Here is a 20,152-nt window from a genome sequence, read left to right as displayed (position 1 = left end):
GTCACTTCTCAACGGAAATCAACACCTCTGGCTTAAGAAGCCCAAGCCAAATCACCGGGATGTTAGCAGCCATATATGCTTGGGTCCGGTGTTCGATCATAGATTGGTCGATCGACTGGTGCTGAATCTCAAATGCGACCGGGTATCGCGGGTGAAGGCCCTGAACGAGCACATCCGCTCTGCGGTCTCCAACAACCGACAGCACCTCCCATTCGGCATATGCTGCAAAGCCGCGCTCGCTGAAGGATTGTTGGAAAACCTTCTTGGCCAAGAGGTGAAACGGGGTCTCCCCCAACGCGAGAATGCAGCTCACGGGCGGCTTATGGGCAAAATGAGCGGTGACAATTTTCCCGCGCTTCAGTATCACCGCTTGGCGGCAGCCTGGGCAGTTGAAGGCTTGCCCTCGTTCGGCGACGTCCGCTTCGACCCTTGTTCCGTTTTGCAAAGCGCCCAGCATAGCTGCTAACGCACCGAGCGAACGGTTTCACGAATGCTTTCCGCATAGCTATGCCAAACACCGCATTCCAGGGCGAGCAAGTAAAAGTCATCTGCGGCAGAATGAGCGTTGAGCTGATACTGCCTGGTCAAAGACCGGGCTGTTTTTCGAAGGCCGTCAATGTCGCCAGAAGTCACTTTTCCGTATCCGACAACGGCGGCTCGAAATGTAGTTATTGCGACCTTGGGTAAGTCCGGACCGCATAGGAAACGGAAAAGAAACTCCAGAAAGCTGGGATGCTCAAGCATTTCATCACCGGACGAGCCGTTGCAGTCGAATATGTCCTTACGTGATTTTCCCCGTCCACCGGGGTTAAGCTCTGGATCAGTGAACCACTTAACGCGAATAGCAGGAATGGCTTTACGCTTTAGCAGAGATTTCACTAGCGCGTTCACGGTTTTTCCATTCCGTTGCGCGTCTTTGTATCCGGAAAATTCCGACACCTTGAACTTGATTTCGGCGAGCAGTTTTTGCTCTTCCGGCGTGAGTGCAAAATCAGGCTGAATCACAGGTACAGTATAGTCAGAATTCAGACTTATGGGTCAATTGATCCCCGAACCGTTGAGTCGAAACTCGGGGGAGTGATCTTTGGAATGCATCATGGCAGGGCCATCTCTTCGAGCCCAGCATCACCGTTCTGAACGCCGACGGAACACGACCTTCCGAGGGTTCTCTTCCACGAAGTCATATGGCGCCCAAGTTAGTTCCTCGATGAGGCCATCACGGCTGGTGATCAGATGGCGAATATTATCGAAGAAGGCGAATTGGCCAACATACTGCAGATTAAATGTCTGAGCCTCTTGGGGGCTCATGACTTGGTTCAAGAAAGCTCCGCCGAAGTCACCGATGGCTAGCGTCACCAAGGTATAAGGTGCGAGCGGCAGCACTAGGATGTGCGGGGTCATCCCGGGAAGAGGTAGGCTCAATGCGGGATGAGCCGGGACCTTGATCGCCAGCACCGGTGTGGTCGAAGTCTTTAACGGGATAGGCGAACGAAGGACGGTAATGAGACAGCTCTCAAATTCGTTTGCCGCCCAATCTAAGCTTGCAGACCGGAGGTTCATGTAGGCCTTGTAACCACCCGGCAAGATGCGCATAGCGTTGTACATGCTGCGCTCTTCAAGTGAGAATGCGATCTCACTGTCAGGCGACCCGGCCATTTCCGCCAGTTGGCGCATGGTATCGCGAGCATGCGGAGTCCGAGAGTGCAGATGCCGGATCAGCGCATAAAGAATGGGCCGGTCGGATTTATCGAGCGCGTCGGCGCGCCCGGAGGTTACTTTTTCCCATGTCTCGCTGGCTGAGATGGGGGTCTCAAACCGACGATTGATCGTGGTCTCAACCGAGATAGGCACGCCACGGTTAAGGTGTACGTAAAAATCGCGCTCGAAGCCTAGCCGTTCGATGGATCGGTGCGACCAAACCGCTACGTGTCCATTCTTCGCTACTGCGGCGATCTTCCTCCTTGCGGGGTCGGCTGCGAAGTTCCGCAGATAAAACTGCGGGGCATAGTGGTGGTCGCGGGGCTCTTGCCTCCCCATAGCGTAAATCGCCTCAAAGCTCGCGTAGCAGACACAAAAAAGTTCGCGTCGATCGTTTCCAGTTCAAACTGAAGGTGCTGACCTATTCATGGTCACAGAAACAGCAGCTTTCCTGTTTAGCGTCCCGCTCGTCTTTCGTCGGGGCCCGAGACCGTTCGGCGACGACCGCACAACTAGTTGTTGGCCAATGTGCATCCTCTCACAGCAAAGATCGGCACAACCGTAGTGGGTCTCCTGGCTCTGGAGAATTCGCGCCCGGAACGCGGCTTAAAACCCGACATACAACCCCAACTGATCCGGTCGGAGACTTTGTCACGCCAATTCCATTCGACATTTCGCGTAGTTACACGAAATTCTCCTAAACACATTTTATGTATATAAATCAATAAGTTGCGTGGCGGAGGGAGCGGGATTCGAACCCGCGATACGGTTTCCCGTATACACACTTTCCAGGCGTGCGCCTTCAACCACTCGGCCACCCCTCCGTCGCCGGCCCTTAGGCCGGGTGTCTGCGCGGGGTGCGGGCGTGCCCGCGAACCAGCGAAGAGGCGCGGAATATAGCGAAGCCCGCTTCCGTGGCAAGCGCCACGCGAGGGGTTCGACACGCAATCGTCACCGGCTGTTGAAAAGCACTGATTTCACCACGTCAACGGGGGCGCGCGATCGTCGCAAAAGGGCGGATCAGGCGACGGCGCGGCCGCTTCCCGCCCGCGCGCTGCCCCTCAGTCGAGCGGCTTAATCGAGAGGCTTGCCGATGGAGGTCATGGCGCAGCTGGCCGCATCGGCCCTGGGGCCCATCAGATGCACCTGGTCCTGTCCGGTCGCGCCGGCGACGATGTTGTAGATGGTGGTGCTGGCCGAACCCGCCGCCTTGCCCTTGACGGTGAAGCTGCAGGTGACGCCGACCGAACCCACCGTCGCGGCGGTGCTGTTGGTCACCGAGACGCCGATCACCGTTCCCACGTCATTGGTGAAGATGTCGCCCTGCGACAGCGCGAGCCCGGCGAAGCGGGCATCGCCGCTCTGCGCCCGGGCGACCGTCGGCAGGGACAGCGCGGCCACCAGGAGCGCGGCCAGCGACGGGGCGAGGCGACGGGCGCGGTGGGATGAAAGACAGAGCGACATGAAGAGCCTCGCGGTCGGCTGCGGCATTCGGACCGGCGGCGGGGACAGAGCCCCTCCGCGCCGGCGCAGCCTAGTCGATGCGCGGTAAAAGTCGAGCTGGACCGGATGCGGCGAACGGCTCGCGAGCGGCGGGCGAACCGGCGCGGGCGGGCGGGGGAGGGGCGCTCGGTCGGGCGCGTGGGAAGATCTGCCGTGACACGATTTGACCGTTCCCACGGTCTTCGCGCCCATGGTGCCCAGATGCCGTGCGGAGGACGGGAGAGCCGAACTATTGCCCGTGCGCTCATGCGACGAATAGGTGGTTGCCCGCGGATTCGGCCGGCTTGGCGCGCCATGAAATGACAAGAAAACATAGGTATATTTCGCGCGTCTCTATTTCTGTAACGTTTCTTTTTATTGAATACGTGAAGATCGGTGCAACTAGACAAGGGGGCCGTCGGCGGTATAGTCCGGTGGCGGAAATGGCGCCACGGGAGAGTGGGATGGGTCCGAGCGTGAGTAAGACCGGTCGATGGCGTGCGGGAGCCGGCTGGCTCGGCGTCGGCATGGTGGCCGTGATGCTGGCGGCGTGCTCGGAAGAGAACAAATATGTCGCTCCCCCGCCGCCGCAGGTGACGGTCGCCGCGCCCGTGCAGCAGGCGGTGACGCAGTATCTCCAGTTCACCGGCAACACCGCGTCCATCAACTCGGTCGATCTCGTCGCCCGCGTCGAGGGCTTCCTGATGTCGATCGACTACAAGGACGGCGCGGTGATGAAGAAGGGCGACCGGCTCTTCCTCATCCAGCAGGACACCTACCAGGCCGATCTCGACCAGGCGAAGGCGCAGCTGGCCTCGGCCCAGGCCCAGCTGACCAATAATGAGGCCGAATATCAGCGGCAGGCCACGCTCGGCCAGCAGGACTTCTCCTCGCAGGCCACCGTCGACAAGGCGCGCGCGGCGCGGGACGAGGCCGTCGCCGCGGTGGATGCGGCCAAGGCCAATGTCGAGATCGCCACCATCAATCTCGGCTACACCACGGTGACCGCGCCCTTTGACGGCATCGTCACCCGCCATCTCGCCGATGTCGGCCAGCTCGTGGGCCACAGCCAGCCGACCACGCTCGCCACCATCGTCGAGATGGACCCGATCTACGCCTATTTCAACATTGGCGAGAACGAGGTGCTGCGCATCAAGCAGGCGCTGGCGGCGCAGGGGCGGACCATCGAGGAGGTGAAGCAGATCGAGATCGACCTCGGCCTGCAGAACGAGGGCGACGACTACCCGCACAAGGGCCGGCTCGACTATGTGTCGCCCGAGGTCGATCCCGCCACCGGCACGCTGCTGGTGCGCGGCGTGTTCGACAACCCGAAGCTGGCGCTGCTGCCCGGCCTGTTCGTGCGCGTGCGCATTCCCGCCAAGCAGATTCCCAACGCCTTCCTCGTCGCCGATACGGCGATCGGCACCGCCCAGCAGGGCAAGTATGTGCTGGTCGTCAACAAGGACAATGTGGTCGAGCAGAAGATCGTCACCACCGGCCAGCAGATCGGCGAGAACCGCGTGATCGAATCCGGCCTCGCCGCCGACGATCGGGTGGTCGTGGGCGGCATCCAGCGCGCGACGCCGGGCACCAAGGTGGCGCCGGTGGAGGCGAAGGCGGCGAGCGCCGCCGCGCCCGCGCCAGCCGCAGCGACCCCTGAGACGAAGACCGACGCGCCGGCCAAGCCGGCGAACTGACCGACCGGCGCCGGCCGCCCGCCAGCGGCCGGACCCATCCGAGACGCCGAACGACTGCCACCGGCCCCGCGACTTCCGCTCCGGCCCGCTTGAACCGAAGGCCCGTCACATGATCTCCCGCTTCTTCATCGAACGGCCGGTCCTTGCCAACGTTCTCGCGCTGGTCTTCGTGCTGATCGGCGCCGTGGCGCTCTATTCGCTGCCCGTGGCGCAATATCCCAACGTCGTGCCGCCCACCATCCAGGTGACGACGCTCTATCCCGGCGCCAGCGCGCGCACGATGGTCGACACCGTCGCGCTGCCGATCGAGCAGCAGGTGAACGGCGTCGAGGACATGCTCTACATGCAGTCCACCAGCGCCAGCGACGGCACCTACACGCTGACCGTGACCTTCGCCATCGGCACCGACCCCAACATGGCGCAGGTGCTGGTGCAGAACCGCGTCGCCATCGCGCTCGCCTCGCTGCCGCAGGCGGTGCAGGTGCAGGGCGTGACCACGCAGATCAAGTCGACAGCGATCCTGCAATTCGTCACGCTCTATTCGCCTGATGGCCGCTATGACAGCCTGTTCCTGGCCAATTACGGCGTCATCAACCTGCAGAACGAGATCGCCCGCCTCGACGGCGTCGGCAATGTCGCGGTGTTCGGCGCCGGGCAATACGCGATGCGCGTCTGGCTGAACCCGGATGAATTGCAGGCCCGCCAGCTCACCCCGCAGGACGTCATCGACGCCATCCAGCAGCAGAGCCAGGAAGTGGCGTCGGGCGTGGTCGGCATGCCGCCAGTGCCGAAGGGGCAGAACTTCCAGTTCTCGCTGCTGATGGACGGCCGGCTGAACGATGTCGCCGACTATGAGAACATCATCGTCAAGGTGTCGAACGCCGATGGCGGGCGCATCACCCGCCTGCGCGATGTAGCGCGGGTGGAAATCGGCGCGCAGACCTACAGCCAGGTCTTCACCTTCAACGACAAGCCGGCGGCGGCGCTCGGCATCTACCAGCTGCCCGAGGCCAACTCGCTGCAGGTGGCGACCGAGGTCCGCGCGAAGATGGACCAGCTCGCCAAGAGCTTCCCGCCCGGCCTCGCCTATGCCGTTCCCTTCGACACCACGGTCTTCGTCAACGCCTCGGTGACGGAGGTCTACAAGACCCTGTTCGAAGCCGGCATCCTCGTGCTCGTCGTCATCCTCGTCTTCCTGCAGGACTGGCGGGCGACGCTGGTGCCCGCCACCACCGTGCCGGTGACCATCATCGGCACCTTCGCCGCCATGGCGGCGATGGGCTTCACGGTGAACCTCTCCACCCTGTTCGCCATCGTGCTCGCCATCGGCATCGTCGTCGACGACGCCATCGTCATCGTCGAGGGCGTGGCGCGCCATATCGAGCGTGGCCTGCCGGGCCGCGAGGCGGCGGAAAAGGCGATGGACGAGCTGCTCGGCCCGATCATCGGCATCACGCTGGTGCTGATGGCGGTGTTCCTGCCGGCGGCGTTCATGCCCGGCCTCACCGGCCAGATGTACAAGCAGTTCGCCCTCGTCATCGCCGCCACCGCCTTCATCTCGGCGATCAACGCGATGACGCTGAAGCCGACCCAGTGCGCGCTGTGGCTGCGCAAGCCGGTGCCGGAGGATCAACGCAACTTTTTCTACCGCGGCTTCAACGCCGTCTATAACCGAGCCGAACACTGGTATGCCGGCCTGATCCACCACATGGTGAAGGCCAGCGCGGTGGTGGTCACGGTCGGGTTGGTGCTGATCGGCCTCGCCATCTGGGGCATTACCCGCGTGCCCACCGGCTTCCTGCCGACCGAGGACCAGGGCTATGTGCTGATCGGCGCGCAGCTGCCGGACGCGGCTTCGCTGGAGCGCACCAATGAGGTGATGGACCAGATTTCCAAGATCGCCGGCGCCACGCCCGGCGTGAAGGACGTGATCGCCATTTCCGGCGTCTCGGTGCTCGACAACAACGCCACCCTGCCCAATGGCGGTGTCGCCTATGTCATGCTCGACCCCTGGGACGAGCGCGACAAGGCCGGCCACGGGCTGCGCTTCATCTATGACACGCTGAACAAGGAACTGCAGCAGGTCGACAAGGCCTTCACCTTCGTGCTGGTGCCGCCGGCCATTCAGGGCGTCGGCAACGCCTCCGGCTTCACCATGATGGTGCAGCAGAAGGACGGCAGCTTCGACTTCGCCGAATTGCAGGCGGTGACGCAGCAGATTCTGGCCAACGCCTCCACCCAGTCGGCGCTGCAGCGCCTCTCCACCTCGTTCCGCGCCAACGTTCCGCAGCTCCTGCTCAAGATCAACCGCATCAAGGCGGAGACGCTGGGCGTCACGGTCGGCCAGGTGTTCTCGACCGTGCAGGGCTATGTCGGGTCGAGCTACGTCACCCAGTTCAACGAGTTCGGCCAGACCTTCCAGGCCTATATCCAGGCCGAGGCCGATTTCCGCCGCACGCCGGAGGAAATCCTCAACCTGAAGATCCGCACGCCCGAAGGGGTGATGGTGCCGCTCGGCACGCTGGCGGAAGTGGAGCCGGCTTTCGGCCCGCCGCTGATCACGCTCTATAATCTCTACCCCGCCACCACCATCCAGGGTGGCCCGGCGCCCGGCTTCTCCTCCGGCCAGGCGTTGCAGATCATGGACCAGATCGCGGATTCGACCCTGCCGCCGGGCATGGGCTTCGACTGGACGGCCATGTCGTATCAGGAAGTGGTGGTCGGCAATGAGGTTTACTTCGTCTTCGGCCTCGCCATCCTGCTGGTCTATTTCGTGCTGGCCGGCCAGTATGAAAGCTGGGTGCTGCCCTTCTCGGTGCTGCTCGCCGTGCCGCTGGCGCTGCTCGGCACGGTCGCCGCGCTCACCGGGCTGGGCTTCGCCAATAATCTCTACACCCAGATCGGTCTCATCCTGCTGATCGCCCTATCGGCGAAAAACGCGATCCTGATCGTGGAATTCGCGCGCGAGAAACGGGCGGAGGGGATGGAGATCATCGAAGCGGCGACGGAGGCGGCGCGGCTGCGATTCCGGCCGATCCTGATGACCTCCTTCGCCTTCATCCTCGGCGTGCTGCCGCTGGTGCTGGCCACGGGCGCCGGCGCGGCTTCGCGCAAGTCGATCGGCATCGCGGTGTTCTCCGGCATGCTCGCCTCCACCTGCCTCGCCGTGCTGTTCGTGCCGTCCTTCTACACGGTGCTGCAGCGCTTCGAGGAATGGCGCGCGCGCGGCAAGACGCCCGCCGGAACCACGCCTGCCGGCCCCGTGCCGCCCGCTGGCGGCGAAGGGGCTCCGCAATCGGCGGCGTGAGGACGGCGCCGTCGCCTCAACTATCGGCAGCCGGGTGACGCTTCGGTGGGCGCCCGGCACTTCCGCCCGCCGGCCGGCGGGCCGTTCCGGCGCCTGCGATAGCGGCGGCGCGTGGCGGGTTCGCGGGACCGCCTGTGCGGGTGCCCCGCTTCGCCTCCGATCCTGACGCCCCTCGTGGTGGCCATTGCCCTGCGGCACGATTCCTGCGTTGATCGCGGTTGTTCCGCCGCGCCCGCCCCGGGCGTGGGCGCCGTGCTCCTTGTTGGTCAGTGGGTGCCTATGACAATCTTCGCCAGCCTGCATCACGTCACGGCCTACCGCTATGACCGCCCGGTCACCCTCGGCCCGCAGATCATCCGGCTGCGCCCCGCGCCGCATTGCCGGACCCCGGTGAAGAGCTACGCGCTCAAGGTCACGCCCTCGAACCATTTCGTGAACTGGCAGCAGGACCCGTTCGGCAACTGGATGGCCCGCTTCGTCTTCCCGGAGAAGGTCACGGAGTTCCGGGTCGAGGTCGACCTCATCGCCGACATGACGGTCTACAACCCGTTCGACTTCTTCATCGAGGAATATGCGGAGACGCTGCCCTTCGCCTATCCGACCGCGCTGGCCAAGGAACTGATCCCTTATCTCGAGCGCGAGGAGGGCGGGGCGCTGCTCGACGCCTTCGTCGAGGAGGTGCGCCCGGCCGACGGGACCATGACCGTCGATTATCTCGTCGCGCTCAACCAGAAGGTCCAGGGCCGCGTCGGCTATCTCATCCGCATGGAGCCGGGCGTGCAGACGCCGGACGAGACCCTGGCGCTCGCCTCCGGCTCCTGCCGCGATTCCGGCTGGCTGCTGGTGCAGGTGCTGCGCCGGCTCGGCCTCGCCGCGCGTTTCGTTTCCGGCTATCTCATCCAGCTCAAGCCCGACGTGAAGGCGCTGGACGGGCCGACCGGCACCGAGGTCGATTTCACCGACCTGCACGCCTGGTGCGAGGTCTATCTGCCCGGCGCCGGCTGGATCGGCCTCGATCCCACCTCCGGCCTGCTGTGCGGCGAGAGCCATCTGCCGCTGTGCGCCACGCCGAGCCCGTCGTCGGCCGCGCCGATCACCGGCGGCTTTTCCGCCGAGGAAGGCACCAAGACCGAGTTCGAGTTCGACATGCGCGTCACCCGCGTCGCCGAGAAGCCGCGTGTGACGCTGCCCTTCTCCGACGAGGCCTGGGCCGCGCTCGACGCGCTCGGCGACCGGGTGGATGCGGATCTGGCGGCGCAGGATGTGCGCCTGACCATGGGCGGCGAGCCGACCTTCATCTCCATCGACGATTATCAGGGCGCGGAGTGGAACACCTCGGCCGTCGGGCCGACCAAGCGCGCCCGGGCGGACGAACTGATCCGCCGCCTGCGCACGCGCTTCGCCCCCGGCGGCATGCTGCATTACGGCCAGGGCAAATGGTATCCCGGCGAGAGCCTGCCGCGCTGGACCTTCTCGCTCTACTGGCGCAAGGACGGCAAGCCGATCTGGCGCGACCCGGCGCTCGTCGCCGTCGAGACGCAGAAGGGTGCGACCATCGACGAGGCGCAGCGCTTCATTACCACGCTGGCCGACAGCCTCGGCGTCGGCGCCGCCTATGCCGAGCCGGCCTATGAGGACGCCGCCCACTGGATGGTGAAGGAGGGCGAGCTCCCGGAGAATGCCGACCCGTTCGACACCAAGCTGGAAGATGCCGAGGCGCGGGCGCGCTTTGCCCGCGTGTTCGAGCGCGGTCTGGGCAAGCCCAGCGGCTATGTGCTGCCGATCCAGCGCTGGCAGGCGCGCGGCGTGCGCGGCTGGGTCAGCGAGAAATGGCGCTTCCGCCGCGGGCGGCTGCTGCTGGTGCCGGGCGATTCCCCGGTCGGCTTCCGCCTGCCGCTGGCGAGCCTGCCCTGGGTGCCGCCGGCCGCCTACCCCTATGTGAACCCTGCCGACCCGATGGCGATTTCCGGCGACCTGCCGGATGCGGAAACCCTGCACCAGCTCTACCGCCGCTCCGCGCGCGAGGAGCCCTCGCAGGACCAGGTCGACCAGGTGCTCACCGGCACCGGCGCGGTGCGCACCGCCCTTTCCATCGAACCGCGCGACGGACGCCTCTGCGTGTTCATGCCGCCGACCGAGCGGCTGGAGGACTATCTCGAACTGCTCGCCGCCATTGAGGTGACGGCGGACGAACTCGGCTTGCCCGTGCATATCGAGGGCTATACCCCGCCGGTCGATCCGCGGCTCAACGTCATCCGCGTCGCGCCCGATCCCGGCGTCATCGAGGTGAATGTTCATCCCGCCGCCAATTGGCAGACCTGCGTCGAGATCACCCGCGATCTCTATGAGGAGGCGCGCCTCACCCGCCTCGGCACCGAGAAATTCATGGTCGACGGCCGCCACACCGGCACGGGCGGCGGCAACCATGTGGTGGTGGGCGGCGCAACGCCGGCGGACAGCCCGTTCCTGCGCCGGCCGGACCTGCTGAAAAGCCTGGTCACCTATTGGCAGCGCCATCCCGCGCTGTCCTATCTGTTCTCCGGCCTGTTCATCGGCCCGACCAGCCAGGCCCCGCGCGTCGACGAGGCGCGCCATGACAGTCTCTATGAGCTGGAAATCGCCATGGCGCAGGTACCCGCGCCGGGCAGGGGCCTCGTGCCGCCGCCCTGGCTGGTGGACCGGCTGTTCCGCAATCTGCTTACCGATGTCACCGGCAACACCCACCGTTCCGAGATCTGCATCGACAAGCTGTTCTCGCCGGACGGGCCGACGGGCCGGCTCGGCCTTGTCGAGTTCCGCTCGTTTGAAATGCCGCCGGACTGGCGCATGTCGCTCGCCCAGCAATTGCTGCTGCGCGCGCTCATCGCCTGGTTCTGGCGCACGCCGCAGGAAGGCCCGCTGGTGCGCTGGGGCACGGCGCTGGCCGACCGCTTCATGCTGCCGCATTTCGTCTGGGCCGATTTCCAGGACGTACTGGCCGATCTCGCCCGCGCCGGCTACCGCGTCGACCCGCTGTGGTTCGAGGCGCAGCGCGAATTCCGCTTCCCCTATTTCGGGCAGGTGGAACATGGCGGGGTGACGCTGGAACTGCGGCAGGCGCTGGAACCCTGGCATGTGATGGGCGAGGAGGGCGCGATTGGCGGCACGGTGCGTTTCGTCGATTCCTCGGTAGAGCGGCTGCAGGTGCGGGTGGAAGGGCTCAACCCGGCCCGCCATGTCGTCGCCTGCAATGGCCGGCGCCTGCCGCTGATGCCGACGGGCCGCTTCGGCGAATATGTCGCCGGGGTGCGCTTCAAGGCGTGGCAGCCGGCCTCCGGCCTGCACCCGACCATTCCCGTGCAGGCACCCCTCACCTTCGACATCGTCGATCTGTGGTCGAACCGCTCGCTGGGCGGCTGCGTCTACCATGTCGCCCATCCCGGCGGGCGCAACTACGAGACCTTCCCGGTCAATTCCTATGAGGCGCAGGCCCGCCGGCTGGCGCGCTTCCAGGATCATGGCCACACGCCGGGCTATCTCTTCATCCCGGCGGAGGAGCCGTCCACCGAATTTCCGGCGACGCTGGACCTGCGCCGCCCGGCGCGGATCTGACGCGGGCGATGGCGGTCGGGTCTGCTTCCTTCCTGCCACAGTGCCGCTCCGTCAGGGCCGGGGCGGGCGGTTTGGCGGGGACGGGGCGTGCGGCAGCGGCGCGGGGATGGTATGCCCATCCTTTGCCGGGCTGAGAGGGAGCCATGCCCAGTCGCACGGAGCCGCAGGCGCGCACGCGCCGCTTCGAGGAAGCGGCCGTTGAGGCGCTGCTGGCGCAGTACAAGCCGCTGCCCGGCGTCCACGATGAGCTCGTGGACGGCGAGGGGCGCCCGCGCGCGCACTGGACCTCGCTTCTGGCCGCCCTTGCCGAAATGGGCGTGGAGGAGGTCAACCGCCGCTTCCGCGCCGCCGACCGGCATCTCTACCGCTCCGGCGTGTTCTACCGCGTCTATGACGATCCCAATGGTGGCGAGCGGCCCTGGCCGATCTCGCATCTGCCGCTCGTCATCGACGCGGCGGAATGGCGGGCGCTGGAGCGCGGCCTGATCCAGCGCGCGCAGATGCTGGAAGGGCTGCTCTCCGATCTCTATGGCGAGGGCCAGTTGGTGCGCGCCGGCGCGCTGCCGGCGGCAGCGGTGGCGGGCAATCCCGATTTCCTGCGCCCCATGGTTGGGGTCGATCCGCATGGTGGCAGCTTCCTGAAAATCTATGCCGCCGATCTTGGTCGCGGGCCGGACGGGCGCTGGTGGGTGCTCTCAGACCGCACCCAGTCGCCTTCCGGTGCCGGCTACGCGCTGGAGAACCGCATCGCCATCGCCCGCGCCCTGCCGGACCTTGCCCGCTCGCTCAACGTCATGCGGCTGGCCGGCTATTTCCAGGGGCTGCGGGCCGGGCTGACCAAGCTCGACCGCTCCGGCGAGGGGCGGGTGGGGCTGCTCACCCCCGGTCCGCTGAACGAGACCTATTTCGAGCACGCCTATCTCGCGCGCTATCTCGGCTTCGTGCTGCTGGAAGGCGACGACCTCACTGTGCGCGACAATGTCGTCTATGTCCGCACCGTGGCCGGGCTGAAGCGGGTCGACGTGCTGCTGCGCCGCCTCGACGCCGATTACGCCGACCCGCTGGAGCTCAACCCCTCCTCGCATCTCGGCGTGCCCGGGCTGATGCAGGCGATCCGCGCCGGCGGGGTGGCGGTGGCGAACGCGCTCGGCGCCGGCGTGGTAGAGGCGCCGGCGATGATGGGCTTCCTGCCGCGTCTCGGCCAGCAGGTGCTGGGCGAGGCGCCGATCCTGCCCAATATCGCGACCTGGTGGTGTGGCCAGCCGGCCGAGCGCGAGCGCGTCCTCGACAGCCTCGACGATCTCGTCATCTCGCCCGCCTTCCGCCGGCCGGTGCCGGGGGCGCTGGAGAACGGGCCGGTGATCGGCGCCGATCTCGATCCCGCCCAGCGTGCGGCGGTGGAGCGCGCCATCCGCACCCGCGGCGTGGATATTGTCGGGCAGGAGGCGGTGCGCCTCTCCACCATGCCGGTGTGGAGCAACGGGCGGCTGGAGCCGCGCCCCTTCATCCTGCGCATCTTCGTCGCCGCCACCGAGGCCGGCTGGACGGTGATGCCCGGCGGCTTCTGCCGCGTCTCCGACACGCTCGATTCCCGCGCCGTCTCGATGCAGGGCGGTGGCCGTTCGGCCGATGTGTGGGTGCTGGACGCCGCGCCGGTGGAGCAGACGACGCTGCTGCCGGCGCCCGACACGGTGGAGGTGAAGCGCCAGACCGGGCCGCTTCCGAGCCGCGCGGCGGATAATTTCTTCTGGCTGGGGCGCTATGTCGAGCGCGCCGAATGCACGCTGCGCCTGCTGCGCACGCTGGCCGGGCGGCTCTCCTCAACCGCCGATGGCGGCGGCGGTTCGGTGCCGGCGCTGCTCGACCTGCTGCAATCCTGGGGGGCGGTGCCGGACGAGCTGACGCGCGCCCGCCCGATCCGCCATGTGCTGGCCGCGCTGGCCGGGCGCGAGCGGCCGGGCGCCCTTCCCAACCTCATCGACAGCGCCCGCCACACCGCCTCGGTGATCCGCGACCGGCTCTCCCCCGATGCCTGGCGCACTTTGGCCGATCTCGGCCTGAGCCTGGACGAGCCGGTGGCGCCGGGCAGCGCCGAGCCGGACGCCTATGAGCGCGCCGACCGGGCGTTGCGCGCGCTCGCCGCCTTTTCCGGCCTCGCCTCGGAGAACATGAACCGGCTCGCCGGCTGGCGCTTCCTCGATCTCGGCCGCCGCATCGAGCGCGGCATCGCCGTGTGCCGCTTCGCCCGCGCGCTGGTGGGCGAGACGCCGAGCGCCAGCACGCTCGACGTGCTGCTGGAGCTGTGCGACAGCCAGATCACCTATCGCTCGCGCTATGTGATGGTGGAAAGCCGCGCGCCGGTGCTCGACCTCGTGCTGCTGGACCCGGTGAATCCGCGCTCGCTCGCCTTCCAGATCGCCGCCATCAGCGACCATCTCGACGTGCTGCCCGGCCATGCCGGCGACGCGCTGCCTCCGCCGGAGGAGCGGCTTGTCGCCCGGCTGTCCGCGAGCATGAAGGCATTCGACGCGGTGGAGTTCGACGATGCGCGGCTCGCCAAGGTCGAGGCCCAGCTGATGGAGCTCTCCAACGACGTGGCGGAGCGCTATTTCATCCACCGCCAGCCGGTGGAAACGCCATGGGACCTCCAGGCATGAAATACGACATCCACCAGGCCACCACTTATTCCTATGCCTCCTCCGTGCCGGTGGCGCGCCATGTGGTGCGGATGGTGCCGGTGGAGCGGCCGAACCAGCGCGTCGTCGCCAGTCATTTCGCCGTCGAGCCCGAGCCGGTGGAATGGACCGAGACCCGCGATTTCTTCGGCAACAAGGTCGTGCATATCCGCATCGAGACGCCGCATCGCAGCTTCGTCGTCAAGACGCGGGCGCGGGTGGAGGTGGACGCGCCGGCCGACATCGCGGCCGATTCCGGCCCCTCCTGGGAGGAAACGCGCGCGGCGGCGAATGCGAGCCTCGATCTCTCCGGCCGGTCGCCGGCGCATTTCCTGTTTCCCAGCCCCGCCGTGCCGCTGAGCCCGGCGATCACCGAATGGGTGGCCACGAGCTTCCCGCCCGGCCGGCCGATGCTCGCCGCCTGCATCGAGGTGATGAACCGCATCCATGCGGAGTTCACCTATGACCCGCGCGCCACCGATGTCTCGACCCCGCCGCTGGAGGCGTTCGAGATGCGGGCGGGGGTGTGCCAGGACTTCGCCCATATCATGATCGCCGGCCTGCGCGGGCTCGGCCTGCCGGCGGCCTATGTCTCCGGCTTCCTGCGCACCGAGCCGCCGCCCGGCAAGGAACGGCTGCAGGGCGCCGACGCTACCCATGCCTGGGTGGCGGTGTGGTGCGGGGACGCGATCGGCTGGCAGGGGCTCGACCCGACCAACGCGCTCACCGTCGCCACTGATCACGTCGTGCTGGCGGTGGGGCGCGACTACACCGATGTCGCCCCGATTGGTGGCGTGGTGTTTGGCTCGGGCCGGCAGAAGCTCAAGGTCGAGGTGGATGTGATCCCCATGCCGGAAGAGCCGGCGCGCAAGGGTCCGGCCGTGCCGCCGGCCTGAGACGGTGCTGGCGCGGTTGCTCGCGGTCGTGCGGAGGTAAGAATGGTTGTCGCGCCCCGGCCGATCAGGTAATTCCGGCGGGGCGCCACGAACTCTCTCGCCGAAGGCTGCGGGGTGCCCGGCGCCGCCGGACGCACCCGTCTGACAGGGCCGTCCCTCGCTCCGCTTCGCGAAAGGCCCTGCCATGACGAAAACGCCCTCGAAAGCGCCCAAGACCCGCAAGACCAGCGCCGCCGCTGCGGCCCCGCTGCCGCTGTTCTACCGGCAGCCGGCGCTGCTGCGCTTCCAGAACCATGCGCGGCTCAGCCTTCGGCGCGCGGTGGATTTCCGTTTCGCCGGCCGCGCGACCTCGCTTCCGCTGGTGGTCGGCGAGTTCGCGGCGGCCGTGCGCGACTATCCCATTGTCTTTGCCAGCGACGAGGGCGCGATGCCGCTGGCGGTGACGGGCGTTGCCGCCGAGCAGAATCTGTTCGTCGAGGCGGACGGGCGCTGGCGCGGCGGCAGCTACATTCCCGGCTATGTCCGGCGCTACCCCTTCATCGGCATCACCGCCGAGAATGACGGGGCCACCATGCTGGGCGTCGATCTCGCCAGCGACCGGCTGGCGGACGAGGGCGAGAAGGAGGCCGACATGCTGTTCGACCTCCGGGGCGGGGCCACACGGACCAGCCAGTCGGCGATGGCGCTGTGCGAGGCCTATGCCACCGAACACGCCCGCACCCTGGCCTTCGTTCAGGCGCTGAAGGACAAGCGCCTGCTGGTGCCGCGCAGCGCGCAGGTCAATTATGCCGATGCCGGCCGGGCGGTGGTGCAGGGCTTCCAGCTCGTCGATGAAGCGGCGTTCCGGGCGCTGCCAGCGGCCGCCGTGGTCGAGTTTCACGCCAAAGGCTGGCTCGACCTCATCGTTCTGCACATCGCGTCGCAGCAGCGCTGGCGCGAACTGGTGGACATGTCCGCCCGCGTCCGCGCCGACGCCGCGCACTGAGGCGCGGCGCCTGCGGGGCGCCTTGGCGATTCAATCCGCCGACAAAGCGCTTTAGAGATAGGCGGGACGCAGCCCGAATCGCGCGCCGGCGCGCCCGCCATCGAGACCGCTGACCATGACCGACACCGCCCGCACCGATCCCGCCCGCGACGAGGACGGCTTTCTCGCCAGCCTCGCGGTCTATCTGCGCCGGCGCGTGCTGATCGTCGTGCTGCTGGGCTTTTCCTCCGGCCTGCCGCTGGCGCTTTCCGGCGCCACGCTGACCATCTGGATGGCCGAGGCGCAGGTGAACCTCACCACGATCGGCCTCTTCGCGCTGGTCGGGGTGCCCTATAATTTCAAGTTCATCTGGGCGCCGCTGGTCGATGCGCTGGACGTGCCGCTGCTCGGGCGCTGGCTGGGGCGACGGCGCGGCTGGCTGGTGTTCACCCAGCTGCTGCTGATCCTCGCCGTCGCCTGGCTCGGGTTTCAGGACCCGGTGAACGCGCCCTGGCATGTCGCGCTGGGCGCGCTTCTGGTCGCGACCGCCTCGGCGACGCAGGACATCGTGGTCGATGCCTTCCGCGTCGAGAGCCTGGAGGTGCGCGAGCAGGCCGCCGGCATGGCCGGCTATGTCGCCGCCTACCGCGTCGGCATGCTGGCCTCCGGCGCCGGCGTGGTGCTGCTGGTGGCGTGGTTCGAGGTGCTGGGCGTGCCGCGCGCCGATGTGTGGGCGTGGGGCTATCTCGCCGCCGCCGCCATGGTCGGTGTCGGCCTGCTCGCGGCGCTGCTGGCGAAGGAGCCCGCCGGGGCGCCGGCGATCCGGCACGATGAAAACGTCTTCCGCCGCATCGGTACGACGGCGGTGGGAGCCTTCGCCGAGTTCCTCACCCGCAACAGTGCGATCGCCATCCTGCTGTTCGTGGTGCTGTTCAAATTCTGCGATGCCTTTGCCGGGGCGCTGACCGGGGCGTTCGTCATCAATATCGGCTTCGACAAGGCGACCTATGCCGGCGTGGTGAAGGGCGTGGGCTTCGCGGCGGCGCTGCTCGGCGGTTTCGCCGGCGGGGTGATCGCCCGCGCTTTGCCGCTCGCCACCGCCTTGTGGGTGGCGGGCCTGCTGCAGATGCTCTCCAACCTCGCCTTTTCCTGGCAGGCCTGGGTGGGGGTGAATGTGCCGGCGCTGACCGCGACCATCGTGGTCGAGAACTTCACCGGCGCCATCGGCACGGTGATCTTCGTCGCCTATATCTCGGCGCTGTGTGGCAATCGCGCCCATACCGCGACCCAATACGCGCTGCTGACCGCGCTGGCGGCGGTGGGGCGCACCTTCCTCGCCTCCTCCGCCGGCTTCGTCGCCGAGGCAACGGGGTGGATGGTGTTCTTCGCCATCACCGCGCTCGCCGCCCTGCCGGGGCTGGCGCTGCTCGCCTATCTGCAGGCGCGCGGCCATTTCCGCGAACTGGCGGCGGCGAAGCTATAGATGGACCGAAGCGGCGGTCAGGAACTCGTGCGCGCCCGGATTGCCGCCGAGAGCGTGCCCTCGTCGAGATAATCGAGCTCGCCGCCCACCGGCACGCCATGGGCGAGGCGGGTGACCTTCACCGGCGTCTCGCGCAGAAGCTCGGTGATGTAATGGGCGGTGGTCTGCCCGTCGACCGTGGCGCCGAGCGCCAGCAGCACCTCGCTCACCGCGCCCCCCTGCACCCGCGCCACCAGCGCGGCGAGGTTGAGTTCTTCCGGGCCGATGCCGTCGAGCGGGGAGAGCGTGCCGCCGAGCACATGATAGCGGGCGTTCAGCGCCGCCGCGCGCTCCAGCGCCCAAAGGTCGGCGACATCGGCGACCACCACCAGCAGCGTCGGGTCGCGTGTGTCGTCGCAGCAGATCGAGCAGGGATCGCGCACATCGATATTGCCGCAGACGCGGCAGGTGCAGATCTTGCCCAGCACCTCGCCAAAGGCGCTGGCGAGCGGGCTCATCAGCTGTTCGCGCTTCTTGATCAGGTGCAGCGCGGCGCGGCGGGCGGAACGCGGCCCGAGGCCCGGCACGCGGGCGAGCAGCTGGATCAGGCGTTCGATCTCGGGGCCGGCGACGGCGCGGGGCATGGCATCCTCATCGCCGGTCGGGGAGCACCGGCCGGCTTTGGTCCAGAGCCCGCAAGGGCACTAGCCTATTGTCTGAACGCATTTTCTTCTCGCGAACCGGAAACCGCTTCGCTCGAAAATGCTCTAGCGCAGGCGGGCGCGGGCCGCAAAGGGGCGGTCGGGGTCCAGGGCGGGTGCCGTCGTCGGCGCCCGTTATATAGGTGCGTCCTCCGGTTTTGCTCGACACCCGGCGAGGGGGTTGCTAACCCCGAATCCAGTGACGCCAGCCGACCGGGGAAGAAGATGACGACGACGAAAGCCGCCGCCCGCGCCCTTGCATGCCTTGCCGCGTCCTGCGCTCCCGCCCTGCTGGCGATGGGTGGCCCGGCCCAGGCGGCCGAGGGCATGGGTATTGACGGGGCGAGCCTGCCGCTGCTCTGGGGCCTTCCCTTCGTCGGCATGCTGCTTTCCATCGCCATCATCCCGCTGATCGCAGGCGCGTTCTGGCACCATCATTACGGCAAGGTGGCGCTGTTCTGGGCGCTGGCCTTCCTGGTGCCCTTCGTCGCCACCCATGGCGCCGGGCTCGCGACCTATGAGGTGGCGCATGCGGCGCTGCTCGAATACATCCCCTTCATCATCCTGCTGTTCGCGCTGTTCACCATTTCCGGCGGCATCCTGCTCACCGGCAATCTGCATGGCAGCCCGGGGGTGAACACCGCGCTGCTCGCCATCGGCACGGTGCTGGCGAGCCTGATCGGTACCACCGGCGCGTCCATGGTGCTGATCCGCCCGCTGCTGCGTGCCAATGACGACCGCCGCTACAATGTCCACACCGTGGTGTTCTTCATCTTCCTCGTCTCGAATATTGGCGGCTCGCTCACCCCGCTCGGCGATCCGCCGCTGTTCCTCGGCTTCCTCAAGGGCGTCGATTTCTTCTGGACCACCCAGCACCTGTTCCACGACACGGCGCTGGTTGCGGCGCTGCTGCTCGGGGCGTTCTATCTGCTCGACCGCTATTTCTACGCCCGCGAGGAGAATCTGCCGCGAAAGCCTGACCCGACGCCGGACACGGAGCGGCTCGGCCTGCGGGGCCTGCGCAACCTGCCGCTGCTGGCCGGTGTCATCGCCGCCATCCTGATGAGCGCTTTGTGGAAGCCGGGCATCGAGTTCAACATTCTCGGCACCCATGTGCCGCTGCCTTCCATCGCCCGCGATCTGAGCCTTCTGGTGCTGGCGGGGATTTCCATCGCCATCACCCCGGCCTTCATCCGCGAGCGCAACGGCTTCGACTGGGAGCCGATCCGCGAAGTGGCGAAGCTGTTCGCCGCGATTTTCCTCACCATCATCCCCGTCATTGCCATTTTGCGGGCGGGCTCGGCGGGGGCGCTGGCGCCGCTGGTGGCGCTGGTGACGGACGAGGCGGGTGGGCCGGTGAATGCCGGCTATTTCTGGATGACCGGCCTGCTCTCCGGCTTCCTCGACAATGCGCCGACCTATCTCGTCTTCTTCAACCTCGCCGGCGGCGACGCGCAGGAATTGATGACGCGCCTGCCGGTGACGCTGGAGGCGATCTCGGCCGGCGCCGTGTTCATGGGGGCGCTGACCTATATCGGCAACGCCCCCAATTTCATGGTGCTGGCCATCGCCAAGGGGCGCGGCGTCGCCATGCCGAGCTTCTTCGGCTACATGGCGTGGTCGGGCGTGTTCCTGCTGCCCTGCTTCGCGCTGCTCACCTGGCTGTATTTCCTCTGACG

The 20,152-nt window shown here is 67.0% G+C and carries 13 protein-coding genes and 1 tRNA gene; 8 read left to right on the top strand and 6 right to left on the bottom strand.

Features of this window, described 5'->3' with window-relative positions:
• Position 1 precedes the first annotated feature (1 nt).
• From K9D25_RS03810 to K9D25_RS03790, 5 genes are all read right to left on the bottom strand, one after another.
• Positions 2–457, bottom strand: a complete 456-nt coding sequence (locus K9D25_RS03810) for a competence protein CoiA (RefSeq protein ID WP_244379368.1) — start codon at positions 455–457, stop codon at positions 2–4.
• Positions 458–462: 5 nt separating this feature from the next.
• Complete coding sequence (locus K9D25_RS03805) at positions 463–1,005, bottom strand: hypothetical protein (protein WP_244379366.1); 543 nt, start codon at positions 1,003–1,005, stop codon at positions 463–465.
• A 120-nt stretch (positions 1,006–1,125) separates the two neighbouring features.
• Complete coding sequence (locus K9D25_RS03800) at positions 1,126–2,037, bottom strand: DUF4238 domain-containing protein (protein ID WP_244379364.1); 912 nt, start codon at positions 2,035–2,037, stop codon at positions 1,126–1,128.
• 395 nt (positions 2,038–2,432) lie between these two features.
• Positions 2,433–2,522 (bottom strand) — tRNA-Ser (locus K9D25_RS03795).
• 250 nt (positions 2,523–2,772) lie between these two features.
• Positions 2,773–3,162, bottom strand: coding sequence for a hypothetical protein (locus tag K9D25_RS03790; protein WP_244379363.1), 390 nt, complete (start codon positions 3,160–3,162; stop codon positions 2,773–2,775).
• Positions 3,163–3,707: 545 nt separating this feature from the next.
• Between K9D25_RS03790 and K9D25_RS03785 the strand changes: the two genes are divergently transcribed.
• From K9D25_RS03785 to K9D25_RS03755, 7 genes are all read left to right on the top strand, one after another.
• The gene (locus K9D25_RS03785) at positions 3,708–4,877 is read left to right on the top strand and encodes an efflux RND transporter periplasmic adaptor subunit (RefSeq protein WP_244450785.1); all 1,170 of its coding nucleotides are present in this window, start codon (positions 3,708–3,710) and stop codon (positions 4,875–4,877) included.
• Positions 4,878–4,986: 109 nt separating this feature from the next.
• Entirely contained in the window at positions 4,987–8,184 is a 3,198-nt protein-coding gene (locus K9D25_RS03780; RefSeq protein ID WP_244379361.1) for an efflux RND transporter permease subunit, read from the top strand.
• Between the two features lie 279 nt (positions 8,185–8,463).
• Positions 8,464–11,775 (top strand): DUF2126 domain-containing protein, encoded by a 3,312-nt coding sequence (locus K9D25_RS03775; RefSeq protein WP_244379352.1) that lies wholly within the window; start codon positions 8,464–8,466, stop codon positions 11,773–11,775.
• A gap of 143 nt (positions 11,776–11,918) precedes the next feature.
• Positions 11,919–14,432 carry a circularly permuted type 2 ATP-grasp protein gene (locus K9D25_RS03770; protein ID WP_244379347.1) on the top strand — a complete coding sequence of 838 codons (2,514 nt, stop codon included), beginning with the start codon at positions 11,919–11,921 and terminating at the stop codon, positions 14,430–14,432.
• On the top strand, positions 14,429–15,346 hold the full coding sequence (locus K9D25_RS03765; protein ID WP_244379345.1) for a transglutaminase family protein: 918 nt from the start codon (positions 14,429–14,431) through the stop codon (positions 15,344–15,346). Before K9D25_RS03770 ends, K9D25_RS03765 begins: the two co-directional genes overlap by 4 nt.
• Positions 15,347–15,530: 184 nt before the next feature.
• On the top strand, positions 15,531–16,331 hold the full coding sequence (locus tag K9D25_RS03760) for a SapC family protein (protein WP_244379343.1): 801 nt from the start codon (positions 15,531–15,533) through the stop codon (positions 16,329–16,331).
• 115 nt (positions 16,332–16,446) lie between these two features.
• The gene (locus K9D25_RS03755) at positions 16,447–17,793 is read left to right on the top strand and encodes an AmpG family muropeptide MFS transporter (RefSeq protein ID WP_244379341.1); all 1,347 of its coding nucleotides are present in this window, start codon (positions 16,447–16,449) and stop codon (positions 17,791–17,793) included.
• A gap of 17 nt (positions 17,794–17,810) precedes the next feature.
• Here K9D25_RS03755 and recR read toward each other — a convergent pair whose 3' ends face one another.
• Positions 17,811–18,416 (bottom strand): recombination mediator RecR, encoded by a 606-nt coding sequence (recR, locus tag K9D25_RS03750; RefSeq protein WP_244379339.1) that lies wholly within the window; start codon positions 18,414–18,416, stop codon positions 17,811–17,813.
• Positions 18,417–18,698: 282 nt separating this feature from the next.
• Between recR and K9D25_RS03745 the strand changes: the two genes are divergently transcribed.
• Positions 18,699–20,150 (top strand): sodium:proton antiporter, encoded by a 1,452-nt coding sequence (locus tag K9D25_RS03745; protein ID WP_244379337.1) that lies wholly within the window; start codon positions 18,699–18,701, stop codon positions 20,148–20,150.
• Positions 20,151–20,152 lie beyond the last annotated feature (2 nt).

Origin of the sequence: Ancylobacter polymorphus (genome assembly GCF_022836935.1) — a bacterium.
GTDB lineage: Bacteria > Pseudomonadota > Alphaproteobacteria > Rhizobiales > Xanthobacteraceae > Ancylobacter > Ancylobacter polymorphus_A.
Note: the sequence above shows the minus strand (reverse complement) of the source record. Positions and strands in the feature narration are given on the sequence as shown.

Coding starts and splice junctions, on each gene's coding strand:
- K9D25_RS03765 (WP_244379345.1), top strand. CDS start 14,429: ATGAAATACGACATCCACCAGGCCACCACTTATTCCTATGCCTCCTCC.
- recR (WP_244379339.1), bottom strand. CDS start 18,416: ATGCCCCGCGCCGTCGCCGGCCCCGAGATCGAACGCCTGATCCAGCTG.
- K9D25_RS03810 (WP_244379368.1), bottom strand. CDS start 457: ATGCTGGGCGCTTTGCAAAACGGAACAAGGGTCGAAGCGGACGTCGCC.
- K9D25_RS03770 (WP_244379347.1), top strand. CDS start 11,919: ATGCCCAGTCGCACGGAGCCGCAGGCGCGCACGCGCCGCTTCGAGGAA.
- K9D25_RS03785 (WP_244450785.1), top strand. CDS start 3,708: ATGGTGGCCGTGATGCTGGCGGCGTGCTCGGAAGAGAACAAATATGTC.
- K9D25_RS03780 (WP_244379361.1), top strand. CDS start 4,987: ATGATCTCCCGCTTCTTCATCGAACGGCCGGTCCTTGCCAACGTTCTC.
- K9D25_RS03800 (WP_244379364.1), bottom strand. CDS start 2,037: ATGGGGAGGCAAGAGCCCCGCGACCACCACTATGCCCCGCAGTTTTAT.
- K9D25_RS03760 (WP_244379343.1), top strand. CDS start 15,531: ATGACGAAAACGCCCTCGAAAGCGCCCAAGACCCGCAAGACCAGCGCC.
- K9D25_RS03755 (WP_244379341.1), top strand. CDS start 16,447: ATGACCGACACCGCCCGCACCGATCCCGCCCGCGACGAGGACGGCTTT.
- K9D25_RS03790 (WP_244379363.1), bottom strand. CDS start 3,162: ATGTCGCTCTGTCTTTCATCCCACCGCGCCCGTCGCCTCGCCCCGTCG.
- K9D25_RS03775 (WP_244379352.1), top strand. CDS start 8,464: ATGACAATCTTCGCCAGCCTGCATCACGTCACGGCCTACCGCTATGAC.
- K9D25_RS03745 (WP_244379337.1), top strand. CDS start 18,699: ATGACGACGACGAAAGCCGCCGCCCGCGCCCTTGCATGCCTTGCCGCG.